At 52.1% G+C, this 22,651-nt stretch carries 19 protein-coding genes; 17 read left to right on the top strand and 2 right to left on the bottom strand.

Translation table 11 applies throughout. The features are described from left to right. Window positions 1-4 precede the first annotated feature (4 nt). The 6 genes from ACLU9Q_RS02600 to ACLU9Q_RS02575 are packed head-to-tail and all read left to right on the top strand — an operon-like array spanning window position 5 to window position 5,664. Window positions 5-1,171 carry a 4Fe-4S binding protein gene (locus ACLU9Q_RS02600; RefSeq protein WP_296906052.1) on the top strand — a complete coding sequence of 389 codons (1,167 nt, stop codon included), beginning with the start codon at window positions 5-7 and terminating at the stop codon, window positions 1,169-1,171. Then, window positions 1,164-2,108: a Gfo/Idh/MocA family protein gene (locus ACLU9Q_RS02595; RefSeq protein ID WP_296834746.1), complete on the top strand. Its 945-nt coding sequence runs from the start codon at window positions 1,164-1,166 to the stop codon at window positions 2,106-2,108. Before ACLU9Q_RS02600 ends, ACLU9Q_RS02595 begins: the two co-directional genes overlap by 8 nt. 5 nt (window positions 2,109-2,113) lie before the next feature. Beyond that, window positions 2,114-3,004: a sugar phosphate isomerase/epimerase family protein gene (locus ACLU9Q_RS02590; RefSeq protein ID WP_296906056.1), complete on the top strand. Its 891-nt coding sequence runs from the start codon at window positions 2,114-2,116 to the stop codon at window positions 3,002-3,004. A 7-nt stretch (window positions 3,005-3,011) separates the two neighbouring features. Beyond that, complete coding sequence (locus ACLU9Q_RS02585) at window positions 3,012-3,809, top strand: sugar phosphate isomerase/epimerase family protein (protein ID WP_296834744.1); 798 nt, start codon at window positions 3,012-3,014, stop codon at window positions 3,807-3,809. Window position 3,810: 1 nt separating this feature from the next. After that, a complete protein-coding gene (locus ACLU9Q_RS02580; protein ID WP_298514279.1) occupies window positions 3,811-4,716 on the top strand; it encodes a dihydrodipicolinate synthase family protein in 906 nt (301 codons plus the stop codon). Between the two features lie 48 nt (window positions 4,717-4,764). Further along, window positions 4,765-5,664 (top strand): ribokinase, encoded by a 900-nt coding sequence (locus tag ACLU9Q_RS02575; RefSeq protein WP_296906063.1) that lies wholly within the window; start codon window positions 4,765-4,767, stop codon window positions 5,662-5,664. A gap of 95 nt (window positions 5,665-5,759) precedes the next feature. On the opposite strand, the gene ACLU9Q_RS02570 is transcribed toward ACLU9Q_RS02575, so the two are convergent. After that, entirely contained in the window at window positions 5,760-6,674 is a 915-nt protein-coding gene (locus tag ACLU9Q_RS02570; RefSeq protein ID WP_296906066.1) for a D-isomer specific 2-hydroxyacid dehydrogenase family protein, read from the bottom strand. A 64-nt stretch (window positions 6,675-6,738) separates the two neighbouring features. Next, window positions 6,739-7,617, bottom strand: a complete 879-nt coding sequence (locus tag ACLU9Q_RS02565) for an AraC family transcriptional regulator (protein WP_296834736.1) — start codon at window positions 7,615-7,617, stop codon at window positions 6,739-6,741. A 227-nt stretch (window positions 7,618-7,844) separates the two neighbouring features. On the opposite strand from ACLU9Q_RS02565, the gene ACLU9Q_RS02560 reads away from it, so the two are divergent. From ACLU9Q_RS02560 to dnaK, 11 genes are all read left to right on the top strand, one after another. After that, window positions 7,845-9,455: a mannitol dehydrogenase family protein gene (locus ACLU9Q_RS02560; protein WP_296834734.1), complete on the top strand. Its 1,611-nt coding sequence runs from the start codon at window positions 7,845-7,847 to the stop codon at window positions 9,453-9,455. Window positions 9,456-9,579: 124 nt separating this feature from the next. Continuing rightward, window positions 9,580-10,752 (top strand): class I SAM-dependent methyltransferase, encoded by a 1,173-nt coding sequence (locus tag ACLU9Q_RS02555; protein ID WP_296834732.1) that lies wholly within the window; start codon window positions 9,580-9,582, stop codon window positions 10,750-10,752. Next, window positions 10,749-13,202 carry a hypothetical protein gene (locus ACLU9Q_RS02550; RefSeq protein ID WP_296834730.1) on the top strand — a complete coding sequence of 818 codons (2,454 nt, stop codon included), beginning with the start codon at window positions 10,749-10,751 and terminating at the stop codon, window positions 13,200-13,202. The genes ACLU9Q_RS02555 and ACLU9Q_RS02550 overlap by 4 nt, the downstream gene beginning before the upstream one ends. A 23-nt stretch (window positions 13,203-13,225) precedes the next feature. Then, window positions 13,226-13,978, top strand: coding sequence for a FadR/GntR family transcriptional regulator (locus ACLU9Q_RS02545; protein WP_412624617.1), 753 nt, complete (start codon window positions 13,226-13,228; stop codon window positions 13,976-13,978). A 249-nt stretch (window positions 13,979-14,227) separates the two neighbouring features. Beyond that, complete coding sequence (locus ACLU9Q_RS02540; RefSeq protein ID WP_296834726.1) at window positions 14,228-15,583, top strand: GntP family permease; 1,356 nt, start codon at window positions 14,228-14,230, stop codon at window positions 15,581-15,583. Between the two features lie 100 nt (window positions 15,584-15,683). Then, on the top strand, window positions 15,684-17,429 hold the full coding sequence (gene ilvD, locus ACLU9Q_RS02535) for a dihydroxy-acid dehydratase (RefSeq protein WP_296906069.1): 1,746 nt from the start codon (window positions 15,684-15,686) through the stop codon (window positions 17,427-17,429). A gap of 26 nt (window positions 17,430-17,455) precedes the next feature. Continuing rightward, window positions 17,456-17,680, top strand: coding sequence for a hypothetical protein (locus tag ACLU9Q_RS02530; protein WP_296839262.1), 225 nt, complete (start codon window positions 17,456-17,458; stop codon window positions 17,678-17,680). 70 nt (window positions 17,681-17,750) lie between these two features. Continuing rightward, window positions 17,751-18,905 carry a flagellin lysine-N-methylase gene (gene fliB, locus ACLU9Q_RS02525; RefSeq protein ID WP_296839258.1) on the top strand — a complete coding sequence of 385 codons (1,155 nt, stop codon included), beginning with the start codon at window positions 17,751-17,753 and terminating at the stop codon, window positions 18,903-18,905. Between the two features lie 116 nt (window positions 18,906-19,021). Then, window positions 19,022-19,846, top strand: a complete 825-nt coding sequence (locus tag ACLU9Q_RS02520; RefSeq protein WP_296839254.1) for a DUF5685 family protein — start codon at window positions 19,022-19,024, stop codon at window positions 19,844-19,846. Continuing rightward, the gene (locus ACLU9Q_RS02515; RefSeq protein ID WP_412624616.1) at window positions 19,839-20,678 is read left to right on the top strand and encodes a J domain-containing protein; all 840 of its coding nucleotides are present in this window, start codon (window positions 19,839-19,841) and stop codon (window positions 20,676-20,678) included. Before ACLU9Q_RS02520 ends, ACLU9Q_RS02515 begins: the two co-directional genes overlap by 8 nt. An 11-nt stretch (window positions 20,679-20,689) precedes the next feature. Beyond that, on the top strand, window positions 20,690-22,450 hold the full coding sequence (gene dnaK / locus ACLU9Q_RS02510; protein ID WP_296839247.1) for a molecular chaperone DnaK: 1,761 nt from the start codon (window positions 20,690-20,692) through the stop codon (window positions 22,448-22,450). Window positions 22,451-22,651: the final 201 nt, after the last annotated feature.

The raw sequence follows: 22,651 nt of genomic DNA, 5'->3' as shown, positions 1-22,651 counted from the left end.
ATGTATGGCAAATTTAAGTGTGGAGTTTTCGGGACTGAAATTAAAAAATCCGTTGATTGCAGCGTCAGCCGGGACAACAAAGGACGCCCTTCACTGCAGACAGGCGCAGGATGCTGGTTTTGGTGCTGTTATTTTAAAATCCATCCAGGAGGAGTCAGTCAACAGATATAATCCATTTCCGCGGATGACTGTGATACGGAATGGTATTTCCGGTTATCATGCCGATACGTTTATGACATACGAGCAGGCATTTGAAGGGAATCTGAAAGAATATTGCGATGAGATTAAAAAGGCGAAAGAGATGCTGGATATTCCGGTGATTGCCAGCCTGAACTGCGCAAGGGAGGAAACCTGGGCGGAATATGCAGTGGAGTGCGAAAAGGCCGGAGCGGATGCGATTGAAGTTGTGCCTTCCTGTCCGGTGGGAGCATTTGTGAGGGAAGGAGTGGAGTTTTATCCGATTGCCAGTAAAGCTGTACGGGATGTGCGGGAAGCAGTGAAGATTCCGACTGGACTGAAAATGACGCAGCAGATGGCAAATCCCATTGTGTGTGCCATGGATCTGGAAAAGGATGGAGCAGACTGGCTGACTATGTTTAACCGCAGTGTTGGCTTTGAGGTGGATATCGAGACAATGGAGCCTATTATGCACAAAGGCTTCTGCGGACATGGCGGCCCGTGGGTGATCCAGTCTGTTATGCACTGGATTGCGGCGACCCGTCCGCATGTGAAATGTCCTATCAGTGCAACGGGAGGCGTTACGAACTATGAAGATGTGATCCGGTATCTCCTTTCGGGAGCAGCTAATGTACAGATTGCATCGCTCATATATATGAAGGGGTTCGATGAAATCAGAAAAATTCTGGAACAGATGGAACAGTATCTGGAGAAGCATTCCGTAAAAAACGTGACGGATATTATTGGCGTTGCAGCGGAAAAGGTACTTCCGCTTGATAAGGCGGACCGGAGCAGACGCTACTTTGCACAGGTGGATTATGAGAAATGTGTCGGATGTAAAAAGTGCTTTCCGGTATGTATTTATGGAGCGATTTCGAATGACGGAAAGCAGCCGGTGATCGATCCGGAAAAATGCGACGGATGCGGGCTCTGTTCACAGATATGTGGGCGTGCTATTACAATGAAGGGAAAGGGAGACAGGGATAATGGATAGAAAAATCAGGGTTGGCGTGATCGGTCTGGGACATATAGCACATATTGCGGAATTGCCGGCGCTCGCGGAACAGCCGGACGTGGAGATTGTAGCGGCTTATGCCCGCTCGGCAGCCTCGATAGAAACGGCAATGAGTAAATATAAAATTGCAAAGGGCTGCAAAAGCTTTGAAGAATTTCTGGAGGTGGAGATGGATTGCGCGTTTGTGCTGACGCCGAAGACCACACATTATGATTATGTAATTCCGCTGCTGGAAAAGGGGATAGATGTTTTCTGCGAAAAACCGCTGGAGGTATCGCTTGCCAGGAGCAGGGCGATGGTGGAGGCTGCTGAAAAAAATAACCGTATTCTGATGATCGGATTCAACCGGAGATATGCGCCTGTGTATGCGAAGGTAAAAGAGGCGTTTCAGGAAAAGGCACCGGATGTAGTAATCGCACAGAAAAACAGAAATGGTTCGGAGTATCGTGCAACGTTGGAAAATGCGATACATATGGTTGATCTGTTACGCTGGTTCTGTGGGGAAGCCGTATCGGTGGAGGCGCACAGTATGTATACAGATCCCAATTACGAGGATTTGGTGACAGCACAGATCAGATTTGACAGCGGCAGCGTAGGAATGCTGGTGGCTTCACGCCAGGCAGGACAGTGGGTGGAAAAGATAGACTGCTATGGAGGCTGTCAGTCCGCGTTTGTTAATGCGCCGGACAGTGTGACGATTGTCAATGAGCAGACGGAGGTCCGGACGGCAATGACGCCGCTGGCGCTTGGCTGGGCGCGTGTGGAGGACAAAATGGGCTTTACACAGGAGGTTGCGCATTTTCTTGCCTGTGTCAAAGAGCGCAGACAGCCGGTTACAAGCGGTGCGGATGCCTATAAAACCCATCTTCTTATGAATGAGATCCTGTTAAAGGCAGGATTGCCCGGAATGGAGTGAACGATATGAAAATTGCAGGACATACGATGGGAACACCGGAACTTACTGTGCTGGAAGCGGCAAAGCTTTTTTCTGAAATCGGAATGGATGCTATCGAGATTATCTACCAGGAGGGATATAAAAGTGCGCTGCATGAGAGCACGACGGACGAGGAAATTCTGGAACTGAAAAGGGAGCTAAAAAAGCTTGGAATAGAGGCTTCCGGGATCGTCTCTTACGCAAGCGATTATAATCAGCCGGATGAAAACCGGCGGAAAGCAGCAATACGGGATTGTCGCAGATGCATAGAGATTGCCTGGATGCTGGGAGCACATTTTATACGGATCTACGGGGGCACTTTCCTGGAGGGAGACGAAAATTTCGATGAAAAGCGGAAAATTCTTGTAAGTACAATGCGGATGCTCGCCGATGAGGCAAAAGAAAAAAATGTTGCGCTGGTGTTGGAGAATCATTTTAATACAATGACGACCGGACCGCAGATTACGTATGACATTGTAAGTGAGATTGATCGCGATAACGTGGGCATTCTTTATGATCAGGCAAATATTGGATTTTTGTCGGGAGAGGATTACCGGAAATGTATTCAGATACAGAGGGATAAAATCTTTTATGTTCATGTGAAAGATTTCAAATTTAAGGCGGAGGGGAGAAAATTTTCGGCTGGCTCTGTTACCCATGTAAACGAGGAGGAACGCGCTGTTGTTACCCGGATCGTAGGGGAAGGGATCCTTCCGTGGAAAGAGATTATATATAATCTGCATGAGGTTGGGTATGACGGGTATCTCTCTCTGGAATATGAGAGAAGATGGCATCCGATGGACATACCGGAAGCAGCGGTTGGCATGGCAAAGAGCGCCGCGTATCTGCGGGAAATCCTCGGTACGCTGGAAGGATGAAGGGAAAATGATAAGGCTAGGCTGTTTTGGGACGACTGCGCAGCTTTCGGAAATAGAGCGCGCAGGATTTGATACAATAGAGCTTGATTTTTGTGAGATCACACAGATGCCGGAAGCGGAGTTTTCTGAATTCCTGGAGAATGCGGGAAGAAGCGGACTGACATTTGACGTGTGTTCGGGGCTTTTTCCGATGAATCTGCGTTTTTACGAACCGGATTTTGCGGAAAACTACTGGCTGGAACATGTGGAAAAAGGAGCGGAGAGACTGGCAAAGCTTTCGTGCAGAATCATCCCGCTTGGGGCGGGAAAATGCAGAAGTATGCCACAAGCGCGGTCGGAATGGAAGCGCTGCCAGGAAAAACTGCTGGAATTTACAGAAAAGATCTGCGGGATATTGGAGCGGCATGGAATGCTGCTGGCAGTGGAGCCTCTGGGACCGGCGAATTCCAATTATCTGAATTATATCAGCGAGGCAGCGGAATTTATACGGAAAGTCCCGGCAGAAAATTGCCGGACAATGTGTGATCTGAGACATATGGTTAAGAACGGGGAAGATTTTGGAGAGATTTTGAAATTTCGTGATGTTATCAGCCATGCACATATTGATTATCCGCTCGGAGAATGCCGGCGCTTTCCGCAGAGGGGAGACGGTTATGACTATTCGGATTATCTTGGTGCACTGGGAGCGTCAGGGTATGAAGGGATACTGACGATAGAGGCAACGTTCTGGAATGATTTCGCTGCGGAGGCAGTGTCAAGCGCAGAGTTTTTAAGAAGGGAAATACATATGAAGGCAGGTGTTTGATATGCAAAAATTATATGGAACAGTGGTACCGATGGTTACGCCATTGACAGAAAATGATGAGATTGACGTGGAATCGCTGAAGCGCCTTACGGATCACTGCATAGATGGAGGATTGCAGTGCCTTTATCCATGTGGAACGACTGGTGAAATGATGTATCTGTCGGCAGAGGAACGCAGGCTGACAGCAGAAACAGTTGTGCGGCATGCGGCAGGACGCGTCCCGGTGTTTGTACATGTGGGAGCCTGGAATCTGAAAGATACGCTGGAACTGGCAGACCATGCAGTGAAGATCGGCGCTGACGGAATTGGAGTGGTGACGCCTGCGTTTTATAAGCTCAGTGATGCAGCGATTGAAGAGTATTATGTGACGATCGCGAAAAGTATTCCGGAGGATTTTCCGATGTATCTGTATGGGATCCCGCAGAACGCTGTCAATGACCTTTCGGTAGACGTGTGCCGTGCGGTAAGCAGGCGGTGCCCGAACGTGGTGGGGGCAAAATACAGCTTCCCGGATATGACAAGACTGCAGCAGCTGATGACTGTCAGGGATGGGGCATTCAGCGTTTTGGTGGGACCGGATCATTTGTTTGAAGCGGTTGTAGCGGTTGGGGGTGATGGCACGGTTTCCGGAAATGCTATGTGTATCCCGGAGCATTATGCCGCTCTCTGGGATGCGCTTCAGAAAAAGGATTTTGTGCTGGCAACAAAGCTGCAGCGCCGGACCAATATTTTAAATGCGGTAATGTGTGAGAACAATAATATTGCGGCATATAAGGTAATTCTGAAAGCGGAGGGTGTTATTTCTACGACACGGGTGCGGCGTCCGATGGAGAATCTGACGGAAGAACAGGAGCGGCAGCTTCTGCAGCGCATGCGGGAATTGGATTACAGAGTTGTGCCGGCGTGAGATATCTGCTATTCTGAAGATAAACAGGCAATTCTTAAGGGGGATGCTATGAAGGTTTTATGTTATGGATCGCTGAATATTGATTTTACTTATGAGGTAGATCATTTTGTTCAGAAGGGAGAAACGATATCCTCACAGGCGCTGCGCACCTGCGGCGGCGGAAAGGGATTAAATCAGTCGACTGCTCTGGCAAAGGCGGGCGCGGAGGTTTATCATGCAGGCTGCGTCGGCGAGGACGGCAGGTTTTTGCTGGAGCAGATGGAAGCTTCCGGGATACACACGGAATATGTAACAGTTTTGCGTGAGGTGCGCACGGGAAATGCCATCATCCAGAATGACCGGGATGGGGATAACTGTATTATTTTGTATGGAGGAGCAAATCATGCGATTACCAGCGCGCAGGCAGATGCGGTGCTGGACGCTTTCGAAGCGGGCGATTTTTTGCTTTTACAGAATGAGATCAATCATCTGGAATATATTATTCGGAAGGCGCATGAGAAAAAGCTGAAAATTATTCTGAATCCTTCCCCGATGGATGAGAAGATTCTGGGATTACCGTTGGAGATGGTTGACTATTTTGTCCTGAATGAAATTGAAGCGTGCCAGATTCTCGGCTGCAGGGCAGAGACACAAGGGGAAGAAATGGCGAAGCTGCTGCGTGAGCGGTTCCCAGCTGCGGCAATCGTATTGACGCTTGGGGGCGACGGCTCCGTCTATGCGGATAGAGAACAGTTTTTCCGTCAGCCTGTCTACAGGGTAAAGGCAGTGGACACCACAGCGGCAGGCGATACCTTCACCGGATATTTTATTGCGGCACTGCTGAAAGGCCTTGCAGCTGCGCAGGCGATGGACATTGCCGCGCGGGCAGCGGCGATCGCCGTTACCAGAAAAGGCGCGTCGCCGTCTGTCCCGGAATGGGCTGAGGCAGAGAGCTTTTTATTCCCGTGAGCAGCGAGCCAGGCGGACATGCCTGCATGTCCATTTGGCAATTGCCGCGCGGGTCAAATACCCCGATGCTTGCATTGCTACTGGCTTGACGCCCGTTATGCCTGCAGCGGGGTATCTGACTTGAGAAATAGCCGGATATTGTCCAGCACCTTCTCGCTGAGCAGCCCGAAGGCCTGCCGTGTTCTTCCGGCGGAGGCATCCGGCGATAAAACTCTCTCGTGGGAAAGGATTTCCCCATTCACATCGCCGGAGGCGCCCCTGGTGTCGCACACGAAGTAATTATTTCCGCCATCCAGCCATCTTTTCAGCGCTTCCGTATCGTGGGACGGTCCGATGGAGGTGTTGAAGAGAATTTTTCCGCTGCCGAGCTTTTTAAATTCCTCCTCATGCAGCAGGATCACATTTTTATTGAGACAGGTAAATACCACCTCACTGTTTTCGAGAAGCTCGTGGAGCGGACGGTAGGTATAACCCTTCTGCTCCAGCTCCGGCTTGCGGGTGCGGCTGAAATAGGAAATGTCGGCGCCCATAAACTGCAGTGCTTCCGCGATCAGGCTTCCTGTGACGCCAAGACCGATAATGCCTGCCTTCAGATCAGTGATCTCCTCCGGCGTATCCTTCCATTTATAGCCGTCGTAGCCGTGGAGCAGCCGCACAAGCTCATACAGAACAAACTCCACAACGCCGCGGTCGCCGTAGTCGCGGATGCCGCGCACCTGGATGCCGCGCTCGCGCGCACAGGCGATGTCGACATTTGCGCTCTCCTCTGAATACAGGCTGCAGCACATGCCGATATAGCGGAGGTTCGGGCAGCTTTCTATGATAAAACGGTCAATCTGAGAGGTGTAGCTGACCAGCACGGCGTCAGCGTCCGCGATCCTCTCAATAATCACTTCTCTCGTCTTTGGAATATCGCGGTAAAGAACAACCTCTTTCGCGTATTCATGCAGTTTCTTTTCGGCTTCCGCCACCAGACTTACCGGCTCGATCGCCACAAGCTTTTCAAACATTGCAGATCCTCCCTCGTTTATGACGCCCGCTGCGGTTTGCGGCGGGCTTATTATGATAACTCTATCATATTTTCCGCAATAAGGAAAGGGTATCCCGGTATTCCTTCGGCGATATCCCATACTCTTTTTTGAAGGCGCGGTAAAAGCTGGAGTAGTCGCCAAACCCGCAGCCTAAATACAGGTCGCTGACAGGTGCGTCCGAGGTCATGGCTTCGCGGCAGAGCGCAAGCCTTTTTTTGGTGATGTACTGGTGGATAGAAATGCCGAGGTTGTCTTTGAAAACGTGTGATATATGATATTTGCTCACGAAAAAGGCGTCGGAAAGCCGCTCCAGGGAAAGGTCTTCATCCAGATGCTCCTCGATATATTCTACCAGACGCTCGAAAAGCGGCGTTTCCTCCGCCTGGATTTTCGGGTGCTTTTGTGTATAAACGATGCGGTTCAAAAGCAGGATAAGGTCGTTGATGCAGAGCGGGATCTGCGCGTCGCGCCCAAAGCGCCGGTCATGCATTTCCTCCAGCAGACGGAGGATTTTTGACTGCACAGAATTGAAGGAAAGCTGATCGGTGTGGAAGAGATACGTCTGATGTTTTTGCGCATATTCCGTCAGATAACCGTAATCCGGGGAGAGCGCAAGCAGGTGCTGTCCGTAATCGCGGCTGATCCAGAGCACAAAGCGGCGGTAGGGCACGTCGGTGCCGTGGATGAGCAGCCGGTGGGAGAGCATCGGTGGGATCAGCATAATGTCGCCGTAGCCGAGGGGATAGAGACTGTCGCCGATCTGCATACTCACATTGCCCTCCAGAAAAAAGTAAAATTCGTAGTAGGGATGTGTGTGCATATTCACCGTGGACAGATTGTGATCGTTGTAATAATAAAGCTCAAAGTCCTGCGACAGCATATACTGCCGCGGACTGAAGGCTGTCTGCAGTTTTTTCTTCATATCTATAGAGACTCCTGTCTGGGAAGCGCCGGAGCATTTTTTGCCAGGCGATAAAAAGGGCGTTTGCTGCAAAGGAATGCGCAGGAATATTCTACCATAAAACAGCAAGTTTTGCAATATACGCAACAGTTGCAACAATGGGTTTTTAAAGAAAACACGGCTATAATAGCTTTAGCAGCAAACAAATGGGGCTGAGCAAAAGAAAAAAGAAAAGGAGAAGGAAGGACATGCAGTTAAATGAACAGGGGTTAAAAAACAGGCAGGAATGGGAGGCGGCGGGCTATTGTCTGCCGCAGTATGACCGGGAGGCAATGACAGCGCGCACAAAAGAGAATCCGTACTGGGTACATTTTGGGGCGGGCAATATCTTCCGCGCATTTCAGGCGAATGTTGTGCAGAATCTGCTGAATGAGGGAGTAGTCGACCGGGGAATCATCGCAGTGAGCGGGCATGAGGCGATGGAGAAGCTGAATATTCCGCGCGACGATTATTTCATTCTGGTGACGCTCAAAGCGAACGGGAGCACGGAGAAAACGGTGGTCGGAAGCGTGGCGGAATCGCTGACGCTGGACGGAGGCTATGAGAAAGAGTTTAACCGTTTAAAGGAGATTTTTACGAAGGATTCCCTGCAGATGGCAAGCTTTACCATCACGGAAAAGGGATACGCGATCAGGGGCGGCGACGGCAGCTTTCGCAGCGATGTGCTGGAGGATCTGCAGAAGGGCTGGCAGGCGCCGGTAAGCTACATCGGAAAAATCTGCGCGCTGCTGTATGCGCGTTACCAGGCGGGAGAGAAGCCGATCGCGATGGTGAGCATGGACAACTGCTCACATAACGGAACGATCCTGCGCGAAGCGGTAGAGACCTATGTCAGAGCGTGGAGTGAGAACAATCTGGCGGAAGAGGGCTTTTTATCCTACATAACAAACCCGGAAAAGGTGAGCTTCCCGTGGACGATGATCGACAAAATCTGTCCGCGCCCGGATGCTTCCGTGGAGGCGATGCTGAGGGAGGACCATATCCAGGGAACCGAGCCGATCATTACCGCGAAAAAGACCTACATCGCGCCGTATGTGAACGCCGAGGAGTCAGAGTACCTTGTGATCGAGGACGCCTTCCCGAACGGCAGACCGGAGCTGGAAAAGGGCGGTCTGATCTTCACGGATGCACAGACGGTGGATAAGGTGGAGCGTATGAAGGTCTGCACCTGCTTAAATCCGCTGCACACGGCGCTGTCTGTGTTTGGCTGCCTGCTCGGTTACCGGAAAATTTATGAGGAGATGCAGGACGAGGGCATCCGCACGCTGGTGGAAACGATCGGATACAAGGAGGGCCTGCCGGTTGCCACCGATCCCGGCATCATCCGTCCGAAGGATTTCCTGGATACGGTTCTGAAGGTGCGTATCCCGAATCCGTTTATGCCGGATACGCCGCAGAGAATCGTCACGGATACCTCGCAGAAGCTGGCGGTGCGTTTCGGAGAAACCATCCGCGCTTACCAGGAATCCGATACGCTGGATGTAAAGACCCTGAAAGGAATCCCGCTGGTGCTTGCAGGCTGGCTGCGCTATCTGATGGCAGTGGACGATAATGGAAATTCCTTCGAACTCAGCCCGGAGCCGATGCTTGACACCTTAAAACCCTGCATCGACGGCTTAAAGCTGACAGAGCAGCAGGATGTCAGGAGCATCATCGCGCCGGTGCTGAAAATGAAAGAGATCTTCGGCGTTGACCTGTATGAGGCAGGTCTGGCGGACAAGGTGTGCGGCTATCTGCAGAGCATGACGGCGGGCACAGGCGCTGTGCGTCGGACGCTTGATAAGGCGATGAGGGAGTAGACGATTTTTTTCCCGCGAGGTATTTGAAAAACCCCTGGTAGACGAAATCCGCTGATTGTGATAAGATGAATTATCAAAGACTGAAAGGAAGAAAATTCCGTCTGCGGAATTTCGACAGACATATATGCAACGACTTCGTGGGATTTTAGACGAACACTTAGACGAAAAATTGCTGCGCATCACGATCAGCGGCAGGCGTCACGCCGGCACGGCGGATAAAGTGAAGATCCGCCCGGTGCTGGTGAAGGGGAGGCTTCTTTTTCAGACAGCGGTTTCCGACGGCAAAAAGGAGTTTCACAAAAATTATGAAAAGGATGAGCTGACTTGTCAGATCGAAGCCTGGCTTCTGCAGGATTATAAGCAGCTTGTGATGGACACGCAGGAGCTGTCCGTGCAGGCGCTGGTGAGCAAAAAGGGGCAGGCGACGGTGAAGATAAAAAAGCCGGACAGGCCGCGGCAGGCGGCGGTGGCGGAGCACAACCGCAAAAAGCAGTACCTTCTGGAGGAAGGCAGGGCGGTGCCGTTCCTTGTCGACCTTGGCGTGCAGACTCCGGAGGGAAAGACGGTGAACGCGCGCTACCACAAATTCCGGCAGATCAACCGTTTTCTGGAATTTGTGGCGGATATCCTGCCGGCACTGGATAAAGACCGTGAGCTGACGATCATCGACTTTGGCTGCGGGAAATCGTATCTCACCTTCGCGATGTATTATTACCTGCACGAGCAGCAGGGGCTTGACGTCCGCATGATCGGGCTTGATTTAAAAGAAGATGTGATCGCGCACTGTAATCAGCTCGCTGAAAAATACGGCTATGAAAAACTAAGATTTTTCACTGGGGATATTGCCTCCTACGAGGGCTGCACGCAGGCGGATATGGTGGTTACGCTGCACGCCTGCGATACAGCGACGGATTATGCGCTGCAGAAAGCGGTGGAATGGAATGCGCAGGTGATCCTTTCGGTGCCCTGCTGCCAGCACGAGCTGAACGGGCAGATTTCCAGTGAGCTGATGCAGCCGGTGCTGAAATATGGGCTGGTGAAGGAGCGGATGGCGGCGCTTCTGACGGACGCTTTCCGCGCGGAGCTTCTGGAGGAGCAGGGCTATCAGGTGCAGCTTCTGGAATTTATCGACATGGAGCACACGCCGAAAAATATTCTGATCCGTGCGGTGCGAAGGAAAAACGGCGTTGTAAAGACAAACCAGGCACTGACCGCGTGCATGGAGGCATGGAACGCGCAGCCGCTGCTCGGAAAGCTTCTGCAGCGGGAGGACGCGTTATTTGGAGGGGTGCAATGAAAAAGGTATTGATCAGAATAGCGGTATTGCTGGTGATTTTTGTCGCTTCGGCGGCGGTTTTCGCGCAGCTTATCAATGACGAGACAAAGATGCAGACGGAGGATATGTCGCAGGCGACGCTTCCGCTTGTTTATATGGTATATAAGGATGTGGAGATGAACCCGCTGCATGGTTACGTGAAGCCGATGGCGGTGACAGCGGTGCGCGACACGCTTACGCCGATCTCCACGGAGCGCGATATGAGCATCGAGGTGCAGACCTTTGGCGCGCAGGTGAGCGATATTTATTTTGAAGTGTTTACTGCGGATGGAGAGACGTCGTTGGAAAACACAAAGGTGACGAACCTGTCGCAGGACGGCGACTATGTGACGGCGTCCTTCACGCTGCAGAATTTTATGCGCATGAACCAGGAGTATGTGCTGAAGATCCAGCTCCGCGCGGATGGGCGCGACATCTATTACTATACCCGCGTGGTGCAGCAGGACAGCCTGCACACGAAGGAATATCTGGATTTTGTGATCAGCTTTTCCGAGAAATGCCTGAACCGGCAGGAGGTGGACCGCTTGGCGCTCTACCTGGAGCCGGAGGGCGACGAGGACGAGGTGGATCTGTCCTTTATGGACATCCATACAACCACAGATCAGATTGTGTGGGGGAATCTGAACCCGCAGATTTATTATAAGTCTATCCCGGCGATCAAGGAGCTGAACGAGACGACGGCGACGATCGTGCAGGAGTACCTGATCAGCGCGCAGAGCGAGGAGGGTTACACGGAGCTGTATACGGTAAATGAATATTTCCGTTTGCGCTATGCCGATGAATCGGTGATGCTGCTGGATTTTGAGCGCTCGACGAATGAGATCTTCAATCCGGATAACGGCGTGCTGACGGATAAGGGCATCCGCCTGGGCATCTGCGACAGTGATATTTCCTTTGTGACGGATTCAAAGAGCCGCTTTTACGCTTTTGAGATCGGCGGAGAGCTGTGGAGTTACGATTCTTCGAGCGGAAAGATGGCGCAGGTATTCACCTTCCGCCAGAAGGGGGGCACGGATTACCGCGATATTTACGGACAGCATGACATTAAGATCTTAAAGGTAAGTACGAACGGCAACATCCAGTTTGTGGTGGCGGGCTACATGAACCGCGGACGTCACGAGGGCGAGTCGGGCGTGGCAGTCTATTTTTACGACGCTTCCTCCGGCGGTATCGAGGAAATGCTGTTTGTGGATACCATGCGCTCCTACGATCTTCTGAAGGCGGATGTGCAGGAAATTTCTTATGTGGCGGATGACCAGGAGGATTTTTATCTGCTGCTGGACGGAGATGTGTACGAGATCAATCTGACGACGTTTGAGACAACGAAAATCGTGGAAAATATGAAGCCGAACTGCTATGTCGGCTCGGAATCCGGCAAGTATTTTGCTTATCTGGCGGAGAACGAGGCGTACGATTCGCGTACCATCAACATCTACAATATGGACACGAAGGAGAGCAGCCAGATTACCTGCGGGGAGAACGAGCGCATCCGTATGCTTGGCTATATGGGCGAGGCGCTGGTTTATGGAATCGCGGAGGTGTCGGACATCGACGCGTCGCATGAGGGGGACGAGATTTTCCCGATGCGCACTGTTTACATCATCAACGAGGAGGGCGAGACGGTCAAGGAATACGGTGAAACCGGCATTTATGTGACGGACGCCGTGGTTGAGGACCGGCTGCTTACCATGACACGCGTGCGCAGATCAGGTGACGGCTGGGAGGAAGCGTCGGAGGATCACATTATTGATAACGTGCGGGAGACGGACGCGGTCGGACTGACGACGCAGGTGAGTGACCGCAAGCAGACGGAGCGGATCCTTCTGATGGAGAATGCCTCCGAAAAGCAGACGCCGCAGACGGTGCGCAGCCGCATGATCGTCAATGAGACGGAGCGGGAGGTCACTATCGGGGAAAAGGAACACAATGAGGAGCTGTACTACGTGTACGCGAAGGGCAGGCTGGAGGGCATTTACGAAAATGCCAACACCGCGATCGTGCGTGCGAACGAGCTGTTCGGCGTGGTCGTCGATCAGGATCAGACCTATGTCTGGGAGCGCGGCAACAAGAAAACGGCGGCAGAGTATTCGCTTGACGAGGTGCCGGCGTGTATCCAGAGCGGAACGATGGATATTGATTATCTGCAGGGACAGCTTCCCGACAAGTGGGTGCTGGATCTGACCGGCTGCGATATCGAGTCGGTGCAGTATTTTATCAGCGAGGGCAACGTGCTGCTGGCGGATACGGTGGACGGCGTGCGGATCGTGCTTGGATACGATCAGTGGGGCAATGTGCGCCTTTACGAGCCAGGCGCGGAGGAATCGTATCTGATCAGTGACGAGGACGCCCTGGAGCTGTTTGAAAAATCGGGCAACGTGTTTATCGGGTTCCTCGATAAACCGAAGGAGTAGACAAAAGCAAGGAAGGTTATGCAATGTATCAGTTTGAGAAGGTGAATAAAAAGCTGCTCGGATCGCAGGTGGAGGATGAGCTGATGAATTTCATCCTGCAGGAGCCGGTGAAGGTGGGGGAGAAGATCCCGAATGAATTTGAGCTGGCGGAGCGGTTCGGCGTGGGAAGGAGTACGATCCGCGAGGCGGTGAAGGCGCTGGTCTCCAAGGGGATCCTGGAGGTACGCCGCGGCTCCGGCACCTATGTGATCAGCACGCACTCGCTGGAGGAAGATCCGCTGGGCTTCGCCAGATTTCAGGACCGCTATCAACTGGCGCTGGAGCTCTTTGAGGTCCGGCTGATGCTGGAGCCGGAGATCGCCGCGCTCGCTGCCGGGTCGGCAACGGAAGAGGAGCGAAAAAGACTGAATGAATTGTGCGATGAGGTGGAAAAATTATACCGCGAAGGAAAAAACCATTTGAAGAAAGACGTGGAGTTCCACACATATATCGCAAAGTGCAGCAAAAACCGGGTGGTGGAGACGCTGATACCAATCATCAACACAGCGGTCATGACCTTCGGAAATCTGACGCACCGCAAGCTGATGAAGGAAACCATCCAGACGCACCGGGCAGTCACGGACGCCATACAAAAGGGCGATTCCACCGGCGCCCGCTGTGCGATGATTATGCATCTGACGTACAACCGCCAGATGCTGATGAAGATGATGGAGGAGCGGGAAGCGCAGGAAACACCGGGCGACAGAAAGATCGGGGAAGCGCAGAATACGGAGTAAAACATCAGACAAACACCCTCTGGAAATTTCAGGATTGGGTATAAATAGAAAAAATATGGACATAATAAACAAAAACAGCAGGTTTTTAACAGAAAAATCTGCTGTTTTTTGTTAGAAAAGTAGAAAAAGAACAAAATACATCAGATGTATTGACGAAAATAAAAGAAAATACTATAATAAAACCAACATAACATAAGACGTCAGATGTTATAAGGGAAACGAAATTATGCTGAAGGAGGAATTATTATTATGACTGGAGAAGTCGCTCTGAATCCTACCCGGCTGGTGATCGCCGCGCTGATAGGACTCGCATTACTGTTGGTACTGATTATTAAATTTAAGGTTCAGGCAATGGTTGCTATCCTGGTCGGCGCGATCGTCATCGGGCTGGTAGCAGGAATGCCGTTCGAGGATATCGTGACGGCGGTAAATGATGGTATTGGAAACACGTTAAAGGGTATTGCGCTTCTGGTAGGACTTGGTTCGATGTTTGGCGCAATTCTGGAGGTATCGGGCGGCGCTCAGACGCTTGCCGTCTCGATGGTAAAATGGTTTGGCGATAAAAAAGCGGCCTGGGCGCTCGGAATCACCGGTCTGGTTATCTCAATGCCGGTATTTTTCGACGCAGGCCTTATTATTCTGATCCCGCTTGCATTTTCGCTGGCAAAGAGAACAAAACGTTCCTCGCTGTTTTACGCAATTCCGCTGCTGGCAGGTCTTGCAGTCGGACATGCGTTTATCCCGCCGACACCGGGACCGGTGCTGGTGGCAACGATGCTCGGCGTAGACCTTGGCTGGGTGATCATGGTCGGCATCTTCTGCGGTATCTTCGCGATGATCGTGGCAGGTCCGGTATGGGGCTCCATCTGCGGAAACAAGTATTACGTTCCGGTTCCGGAGCATGTGGCAAATCAGGAAGACTTTGACGAATCGAAGCTTCCGAACTTCTGGACGATCGTTGGAATTATCCTGATTCCGCTTGTACTGATTATTTTGGATTCTGTCGCTGGCGTTGTTCCGGCAATGGCTCCGATCGCGCCGATCCTTGGTTTCCTTGGCGAGCCGTTCGTAGCGCTTCTGATCGCGACCATCGTGGCGATGCTCGTGCTCGGCGTAAAGCATGGCTACAAGATGGATGAGCTGGAAAAGATCATGACAAAATCTCTGGAGCCGACCGGACTGATCCTTCTGGTAACGGCATGCGGCGGCGTGCTCCGCTATATGCTCCAGTATTCCGGACTTGGCGATGTGATCGGAAACGCGGTGGCATCCGCAAACCTTCCGATCGTTGTTATCGCATTTATCGTAGCTGCGCTGGTAAGAATCTGCGTGGGTTCCGCAACGGTGGCAATGACGATGGCGGCAGGCATCATCGCGGCAATGCCGGGCATTGCAGAGCTGTCCCCGCTGTACCTTGCATGTACAACGGCGGCAGTCGCAGGCGGCGCGACAGTATGTTCCCACTTCAACGATTCCGGCTTCTGGCTGGTGAAGTCGCTGGTGGGCATGGATGAAAAGACAACCTTAAAGACATGGACGATTATGGAAACGCTTGTAGGCGGAACCGGTTTTGTGGTAGCATTAATCATATCCTTCTTCGCATAGACGGATGGCGGGGCGAAAAGGAGTGACGTACCTTCGCCCCGCGCATCACAGAAAAATCGCGACAGGACATTTAACATAAAGTAGAAAGGGGCTGCAAACGATGGAATTAAAGAGTCAGGAAATGAGAAGATTAGCGCCGGAGCTTGATCCGCTGCGCATCGGTACCGGCTGGAAGCCGGAGGATTTATCAAAGGTTCAGGTCATGATTGAGAGCACTTTCGGAGACAGTCATCCGGGAAGCGGTCATCTGGACGTATTGGTGGAGGAAGTAAGGAAAGGCGTGGAGGCAGCGGGCGGACACGGCGCACGTTATTACTGCACCGACATCTGCGACGGTGAGAGCCAGGGAACGGACGGGATCAATTTCAGTCTGGCAAGCCGTGAGATGATCGCAAACATGATCGAGATCCACGCAAACGCGACGCCGTTTGACGCCGGTGTTTATCTGGCAAGCTGCGACAAGGGAATGCCGGCAAACCTTATGGGGCTGGCAAGAGTGGACATCCCGGCGGTAGTGGTTCCGGGGGGTACCATGAATGCGGGGCCGGAGATGCTCACTCTGGAGCAGCTCGGCATGTACAGCGCAAAATATCAGCGCGGAGAAATTGACGAGGAAAAGCTGAACTGGGCGAAATGCAATGCCTGCCCGAGCTGCGGTGCATGTTCCTTTATCGGAACGGCGTCCACCATGCAGATCATGGCGGAGGCGCTCGGCCTGGCGCTGCCGGGAAGTGCGCTGATGCCGGCGACCAGCCCGGACCTTCTGGCATACGCAAGACAGGCCGGTGAGCAGGCGGTAAAGCTTGCGACGATGCCGCATATGAAGCCGTCCGATATCGTGACGATGGACAGCTTTGAGAATGCAATCCTGGTACATGCGGCAATTTCCGGAAGCACGAACTGTCTGCTGCACATTCCGGCGGTTGCTCACGAATTTGGCATTGAGATCACCGGCGATACCTTTGACCGTCTGCACAGAGGTGCGCGTTATCTTCTGGATGTGCGTCCGGCAGGACGCTGGCCGGCGGAGGTATTCTACTATGCGGGCGGCGTTCCGGCGATTATGGAGGAAATCAAGGAGCATCTGCACCTTGATGTGATGACCGTGACGGGAAAGACGCTTGGCGAGAACCTGGAGGAGCTGAAACAGAACGGCTTCTATGAGCGCTGCGGAAAGTGGCTGGCGGACTTCAATGCGCGCTACGGCGTGAATGTGACAAAAGAGGACATCATCCGCCCATACGACAAGGCGATCGGAACCGACGGCAGCATCGCGATCCTGAAGGGAAATCTGGCCCCGGAGGGCGCAGTGATCAAGCACACGGCATGCCCGAAGGAAATGTTTAAGGCGGTGCTGCGGGCAAGACCGTTTGACAGCGAGGAAGAATGCCTTGACGCGGTATTGAAGCACAAGGTGCAGAAGGGCGACGCGGTATTCATCCGCTACGAGGGTCCGAAGGGCAGCGGTATGCCGGAGATGTTCTATACCTCAGAGGCGATCAGCAGTGATAAGGAGCTGGGACGCAGTATCGCGCTGATCACAGACGGACGCTTCTCAGGCGCCTCCACCGGTCCGGTGATCGGACACTGCAGCCCGGAGGCGGTGGACGGCGGTCCCATCGCGCTCGTCGAAGAGGGCGACCTCATCGAAATCGACGTTATGGAGCGAAAGCTCAACATTATCGGCATCCACGGCGTGGAAAAGACGCCGGAGGAAATCGACGCGGTACTCAAAGAGCGCAGAGCAAACTGGAAGCCGCGCGAGCCGAAATACAAAAAAGGTGTGCTGAGACTTTTCAGCGAGCACGCGGCAAGCCCGATGAAAGGGGCATATCTCGAGTATTAGGATGTAACGGAGAAGTTATAGGACAGATGGGGAGGCGAAAAGCCTCCCTTTTTGCAGGCAATTATGATATACTGATTTTATCGGGATGCCGAATAATTGACAAAAATATTGCCGATGTATATTATATTAACAGCGGAAAATCAGCAAAGGGCTCTATGGACACCATGCAGCCAAGACTGATCGAGGAATCAAAGATTCACTGTGCAAGAGGGCATTTCAAAGCGATCTCCAATGGAATCATTGAAATGTAATGAGCGCAAAGTGAGAGAAAGGAGATCGGAAAAGTTTCTGCTGTCCCGCAGAAATTTTTTTGACAGAAGGATGCTATATACAAGACCGGATTATTACACAAAATTTCACTGCACAGCCGATGCCTGCGAGGATACCTGCTGTGCCGGCTGGCAGATCGTGATCGACAGAAGATCACTGAAAAAATATAAGACCTGCAAGGGAAGCTTTCGGAAACGGCTGCGCCGGGGAATCGACTGGAAAGGGCAGGTATTTCATCAGAAAGCGGAAAAACGCTGCGCATTTTTGAATGATGAAAATTTATGCGATCTTTATACAGCGCTTGGACGCGATCATCTGTGCCAGACCTGCAGGCGTTATCCGCGGCACATCGAGGAATTTGAAGGCGTGCGGGAGCTTACTCTGTCTCTGTCGTGCCCGGAGGTCACAAAAATTCTGATGCATCATACAGAACCTGTGACGTTTCAGCGGGCGGAGACAAAGCGTCGGGAGACGTATGAGGAGGATTTTGATCTTCTTCTGTATTCCGCATTATGTGATGCGCGTGAGGTGATACTTCACATTTTGCAGGACCGCACGCTTCCGAACGGAGTGCGGGAGCGGCTGGTATACGGTATTGCACACGATATGCAGCGCCGCATCGACCAGGGAGAATTGTTTGCCTGTCAGGAGGTGCTGGAAAAATATCAGCGTGAAGCGGCACGGCAGTTTGCAGCAAAAAGAATGTGTGAAGAAGGTGCGGATGCCGGGAGAAGCTTTGCGGTGGCGAAGAAAAATTTCCGGGGGCTTTTTCAGCTTGAGCTGCTCCGGCAGGAGTGGGACGTACAGCTTTTGGAGGTGGAGCAGTTTTTATTTCTGGGACACACGGCGCAGGAGTATGCGCTTGTTACGGCGGATTTTCAAAGCTGGCTTGCAGAAAACTATCCGGTGTGGGAGATTCAGAAGGAACAGCTTCTCGTATATTTTGTGAGTACATATTTTTGCGGCGCCGTTTACGACGGACAGGTATTTTCCAAAATGAAAATGGCGCTGCTCAGCGCGGAGGCGATCGGGGAAATCTTAAAAGCGCGCTGGCTGAAAAACGGACGGCAGCTTGATGAGGAAGATGTGATCGACGTGGTGTACCGCTATTCCCGCGAGGTGGAGCATTCGGATGAAAACCTGAAGAAGATAGAGAAGCTTCCGTTTTCATTCACAGAAAGTATATGTCACACAAATAGGACGTGACATCCTTTTGGATTTATAAAAAATTACGCAGAACCATAAAAAAATCATAAAAGCCGTTGACTTATTTTTTGTGAAAGGTACAATTATCTGTAGCAGAATGATAAGGAGCAAAAAATATGTTTGGATATATCATTTGTAATAAAAAAGGACTTTCACAGGAGGAGCTTGACCGGTATCAGAAAGTGTATTGCGGACTCTGTAAAACACTGGGGGAGCGGTACGGACAGATGGAGCGGATGAGTCTGACGTATGATATGACGTTTGTGATCCTGTTCCTGTCATCGCTTTATGAGCCGCCGGAAAAGGAGGAGAGCTTTCGCTGCGCGGTTCATCCGACCCGCAAAAAAATTGCCGTGGAAAATAAATTCACGGAATATGCCGCGGATATGACGGTGCTCATGACCTATTATAAATGTCTGGATGACTGGGAGGACGAGCGAAATCATTTGAAATACCGCTATGCGAAAATACTGGAGGACAGCTTCCAGAAAACGGTTCAGCAATATCCCAGACAGAGCCGGATCGTGGCGAGCAGCATTAAAGAGCTGGCTGCGATTGAAAAGTCACATAACAGTATACCGGATGATGCGGTGAACTGTTCCGGGAAAATGCTCTCTGAGCTTTTTGTGTATGAGGAGGATTTCTGGAGCAATAGTCTGCGCAGCTTCGGGTATGAGCTGGGGCGGTTTATTTATCTGATGGATGCCGCGATGGATTACAAAAAAGATCTGAAAAAGAAAAATTACAATCCGCTGGTCAGTATGCAGAAAAAACCGGAGGAGATGGAAGCGGTGCTTACGATGGCGATTGGAAACGCCACACATCAGTTTGAGAAGCTGCCGCTGGTGCAGGATGAGCACCTGCTGAAAAATATTTTGTATGGCGGAGTATGGCAGCAATACTACGCAAGGATACTGGGAAAGGAGAAATCCCATGATTGACGATCCATATAAAGTACTTGGGGTATCAAAGGATGCGACGAAGGATGAAATAAAGCGGGCATACCGCAAAAAGGCAAAAGAATATCACCCGGATCTGCACCCGGATGATCCGAAGGCTGCAGAGAAGATGAACGAGGTAAATGAGGCATATGATATGCTGAATAACCCGGAAAAATATCAGAACCGTCAGCAGTCGCGCGGTCCGGGAAGCTCTTATGGCGGCTATGGAAATGGTTCAGGCGGCTATAGTGGTTATGGCAGGCAGCAGGGCGGCTATGGAAGCGGTTCGGGCGGCTACGGCGGACAGCAGGGCGGCTATGGAAGTGGTTCAGGCGGCTACGGCGGACAGCAGGGCGGGTATGGAAACGGATCAGGTGGCTATGGCGGTTACGGTGGATTTGGCGGTTTTGATTTTGACGATCTGTTTGGCTTTGGACAGACGCGGGAAATGCCACGTCCAAATGCACAGCCGCAGGATAGTGCCGACATCCGGAAGGCGATCGACTTTATTAATATGAAACAATACAGCTATGCCAATCAGACGCTGAACAGTATTGTCAGCGCGAACCGCAATGCGAGATGGTACTATTTGAGTGCGCTCGCGAATCATGGACTTGGCAACACGATATTTGCGGTGGAGCAGATTCAGAAAGCGCTCCAGAGGGAGCCGGATAATACGGTTTACCGGCAGACGCTTCAGTGTATGCAGCAGACCGGGGACACATATAATCAAAACGGGCAGGATTACCAGAAATACGCGGAGGGCTTTAACCGCATGTGCATGAGTTTTTGTATGCTGCAATTTTTCTGCACCTTCTGCCGGTGCTGTTAGGAGGATAAGCTTTGGGTAAAGTAATAGGAATCGATTTGGGAACAACAAACAGCTGCGTATCCGTTGTGGAAAACGGGGAGCCGGTGATCATTCCGGCAAGCTCCGGCGCGATGACGACGCCGAGCGTGGTGGCATTTTCGAAAGCGGGCGAGCGCATCGTCGGAGATGCGGCGCGCAGACAGGCGGTGACAAACACGGAGCGCACGATCAGCTCGGTGAAACGTCACATGGGAACGGATTGGAGCATCCGGATCGATGGCAAGGAGTACAAGCCTCAGACGATCAGCGCGATGATCCTCATGCAGCTGAAAAAAGATGCGGAGAGCTTTATCGGGGAACCGGTGACGGAGGCGGTTATCACTGTTCCGGCATATTTTAATGATATTCAGCGGCAGGCGACCAAGGACGCCGGGCGTATTGCCGGATTAAATGTCAAGCGCATTATCAACGAGCCGACCAGCGCGGCGCTTTCCTATGGGCTGAACCACGGGGAGCCGCAGAAGGTGATGGTTTATGACCTGGGCGGCGGCACGTTTGATGTTTCTGTCATTGAGATCGGCGAGGGTGTCATCGAGGTGCTTGCGACGGCGGGCGACAATCACTTGGGCGGTGATGATTTTGACGCGCGCGTCCGCGACTGGCTGGTTCGCAGCTTCCGTGAGGAACATCACATAGATATTACACGTGATGTTGCGGCGATGACGCGAGTCACCGAGGCGGCGGAGCAGGCGAAAAAAACGCTTTCTACGGCAGACAGTGCACATATTGAACTGCCGTATCTTACAACGGGCAGGGAAGGCCCGGTACACATGGACATTGTCCTCACGCGTGCAAAGTTTGAGGAATTAATAAGAGACTTAATTGAACGGACTGCGGAACCGGTGCAGAACGCTCTGAATGATGCAGGCATTGCTGCTTCCGAGCTTGGAAGAGTGCTGCTGGTCGGCGGTTCCACCAGAATTCCGGCGATCCAGGCGAAGGTGCGCGCGCTTACCGGAAAGGAGCCTTCCAGGAACATCAACCCGGACGAGTGCGTGGCGAAGGGCGCGGCGATCCTTGGAAGCACCCTGCAGGGAAATGCGCTGGTGACAGCGGGCGCCGGGCAGGATCTGCTGCTTTTGGATGTGATTCCGCTCAGCCTTTCCATCGAGACGGTGGGAGGCGTTGCCACCCGTCTGATCGAGCGAAACTCTACGCTGCCGACGCGCTTTTCACGGGTGTTCTCTACAGCGGCGCCGTATCAGCGCGACGTAGAGATCCACGTATTGCAGGGTGAGCGGCCGATGGCGCGGGACAATAAGACGATCGGAAAATTCCGCTTAAAGGGAATCAAGCGCGCTCCGGCGGGCGTGCCGCAGATCGAGGTTACATTTGATATCGACACCAACGGTATTCTGACGGTGTCTGCGAAGGATCTGGACACCGGAAAGGAGCAGTCGATCACCATCACGGCGAATGACCGCATGTCTGAGTCGGAGATCGAGCAGGCAATCCGCGATGCGAACGAGTACGCCGGGCAGGATCAGATCCGCGTGGATGCGATGGAGCTGACGCGTGAGGCGCAGACACTTGTCACGCAGGTACAGCGTGCGCTGAAAGAAGAAAAAAAGAATCTTGACAAGGCGGATAAAAAGCAGATCAAAAATGATTGCAACACCTTGCAAAAGCTGCTTAATAAGTGCCGGCTGGATAAGATTTCCGAGTCGGAGCTGGAGGAAATCCGCAGAGCGAAAGCGCAGCTCGAACAGTCTGCCGCGCAGATCCTTTCCTGAGAGATTGTTAAATTTTTATCCCCCCACCGGGCTTGTGGGGGGATTTTTTTACGTATATAATATCACTAATGAAAGCCGGGGTGCTATGCGAACGCGGGTGAAATTGCCAAAGGAACGGTTCGCGGCTTTCAATGATAGTGAAAAGTCGACATTTCGCGAAACCTGAAATTTATCACGGTTAAAATGAGACCAGAAAGGGAG

Origin of the sequence: Marvinbryantia sp., assembly GCF_047017445.1 — a bacterium.
GTDB lineage: Bacteria > Bacillota > Clostridia > Lachnospirales > Lachnospiraceae > Marvinbryantia.
Note: the sequence above shows the minus strand (reverse complement) of the source record. Positions and strands in the feature narration are given on the sequence as shown.

What these genes read in the sequence shown, in the direction of transcription:
- fliB (WP_296839258.1), top strand. Translation starts at nt 17,751, where the DNA reads ATGCTATATACAAGACCGGATTATTACACAAAATTTCACTGCACAGCC.
- ACLU9Q_RS02515 (WP_412624616.1), top strand. Translation starts at nt 19,839, where the DNA reads ATGATTGACGATCCATATAAAGTACTTGGGGTATCAAAGGATGCGACG.
- ACLU9Q_RS02545 (WP_412624617.1), top strand. Translation starts at nt 13,226, where the DNA reads ATGTATCAGTTTGAGAAGGTGAATAAAAAGCTGCTCGGATCGCAGGTG.
- ACLU9Q_RS02570 (WP_296906066.1), bottom strand. Translation starts at nt 6,674, where the DNA reads ATGTTTGAAAAGCTTGTGGCGATCGAGCCGGTAAGTCTGGTGGCGGAA.
- ACLU9Q_RS02590 (WP_296906056.1), top strand. Translation starts at nt 2,114, where the DNA reads ATGAAAATTGCAGGACATACGATGGGAACACCGGAACTTACTGTGCTG.
- ACLU9Q_RS02540 (WP_296834726.1), top strand. Translation starts at nt 14,228, where the DNA reads ATGACTGGAGAAGTCGCTCTGAATCCTACCCGGCTGGTGATCGCCGCG.
- ACLU9Q_RS02530 (WP_296839262.1), top strand. Translation starts at nt 17,456, where the DNA reads ATGGGGAGGCGAAAAGCCTCCCTTTTTGCAGGCAATTATGATATACTG.
- ACLU9Q_RS02580 (WP_298514279.1), top strand. Translation starts at nt 3,811, where the DNA reads ATGCAAAAATTATATGGAACAGTGGTACCGATGGTTACGCCATTGACA.
- ACLU9Q_RS02555 (WP_296834732.1), top strand. Translation starts at nt 9,580, where the DNA reads ATGCAACGACTTCGTGGGATTTTAGACGAACACTTAGACGAAAAATTG.
- ACLU9Q_RS02600 (WP_296906052.1), top strand. Translation starts at nt 5, where the DNA reads ATGGCAAATTTAAGTGTGGAGTTTTCGGGACTGAAATTAAAAAATCCG.
- ACLU9Q_RS02595 (WP_296834746.1), top strand. Translation starts at nt 1,164, where the DNA reads ATGGATAGAAAAATCAGGGTTGGCGTGATCGGTCTGGGACATATAGCA.
- ACLU9Q_RS02585 (WP_296834744.1), top strand. Translation starts at nt 3,012, where the DNA reads ATGATAAGGCTAGGCTGTTTTGGGACGACTGCGCAGCTTTCGGAAATA.
- ACLU9Q_RS02565 (WP_296834736.1), bottom strand. Translation starts at nt 7,617, where the DNA reads ATGAAGAAAAAACTGCAGACAGCCTTCAGTCCGCGGCAGTATATGCTG.
- ACLU9Q_RS02575 (WP_296906063.1), top strand. Translation starts at nt 4,765, where the DNA reads ATGAAGGTTTTATGTTATGGATCGCTGAATATTGATTTTACTTATGAG.
- ilvD (WP_296906069.1), top strand. Translation starts at nt 15,684, where the DNA reads ATGGAATTAAAGAGTCAGGAAATGAGAAGATTAGCGCCGGAGCTTGAT.
- ACLU9Q_RS02520 (WP_296839254.1), top strand. Translation starts at nt 19,022, where the DNA reads ATGTTTGGATATATCATTTGTAATAAAAAAGGACTTTCACAGGAGGAG.
- ACLU9Q_RS02560 (WP_296834734.1), top strand. Translation starts at nt 7,845, where the DNA reads ATGCAGTTAAATGAACAGGGGTTAAAAAACAGGCAGGAATGGGAGGCG.
- ACLU9Q_RS02550 (WP_296834730.1), top strand. Translation starts at nt 10,749, where the DNA reads ATGAAAAAGGTATTGATCAGAATAGCGGTATTGCTGGTGATTTTTGTC.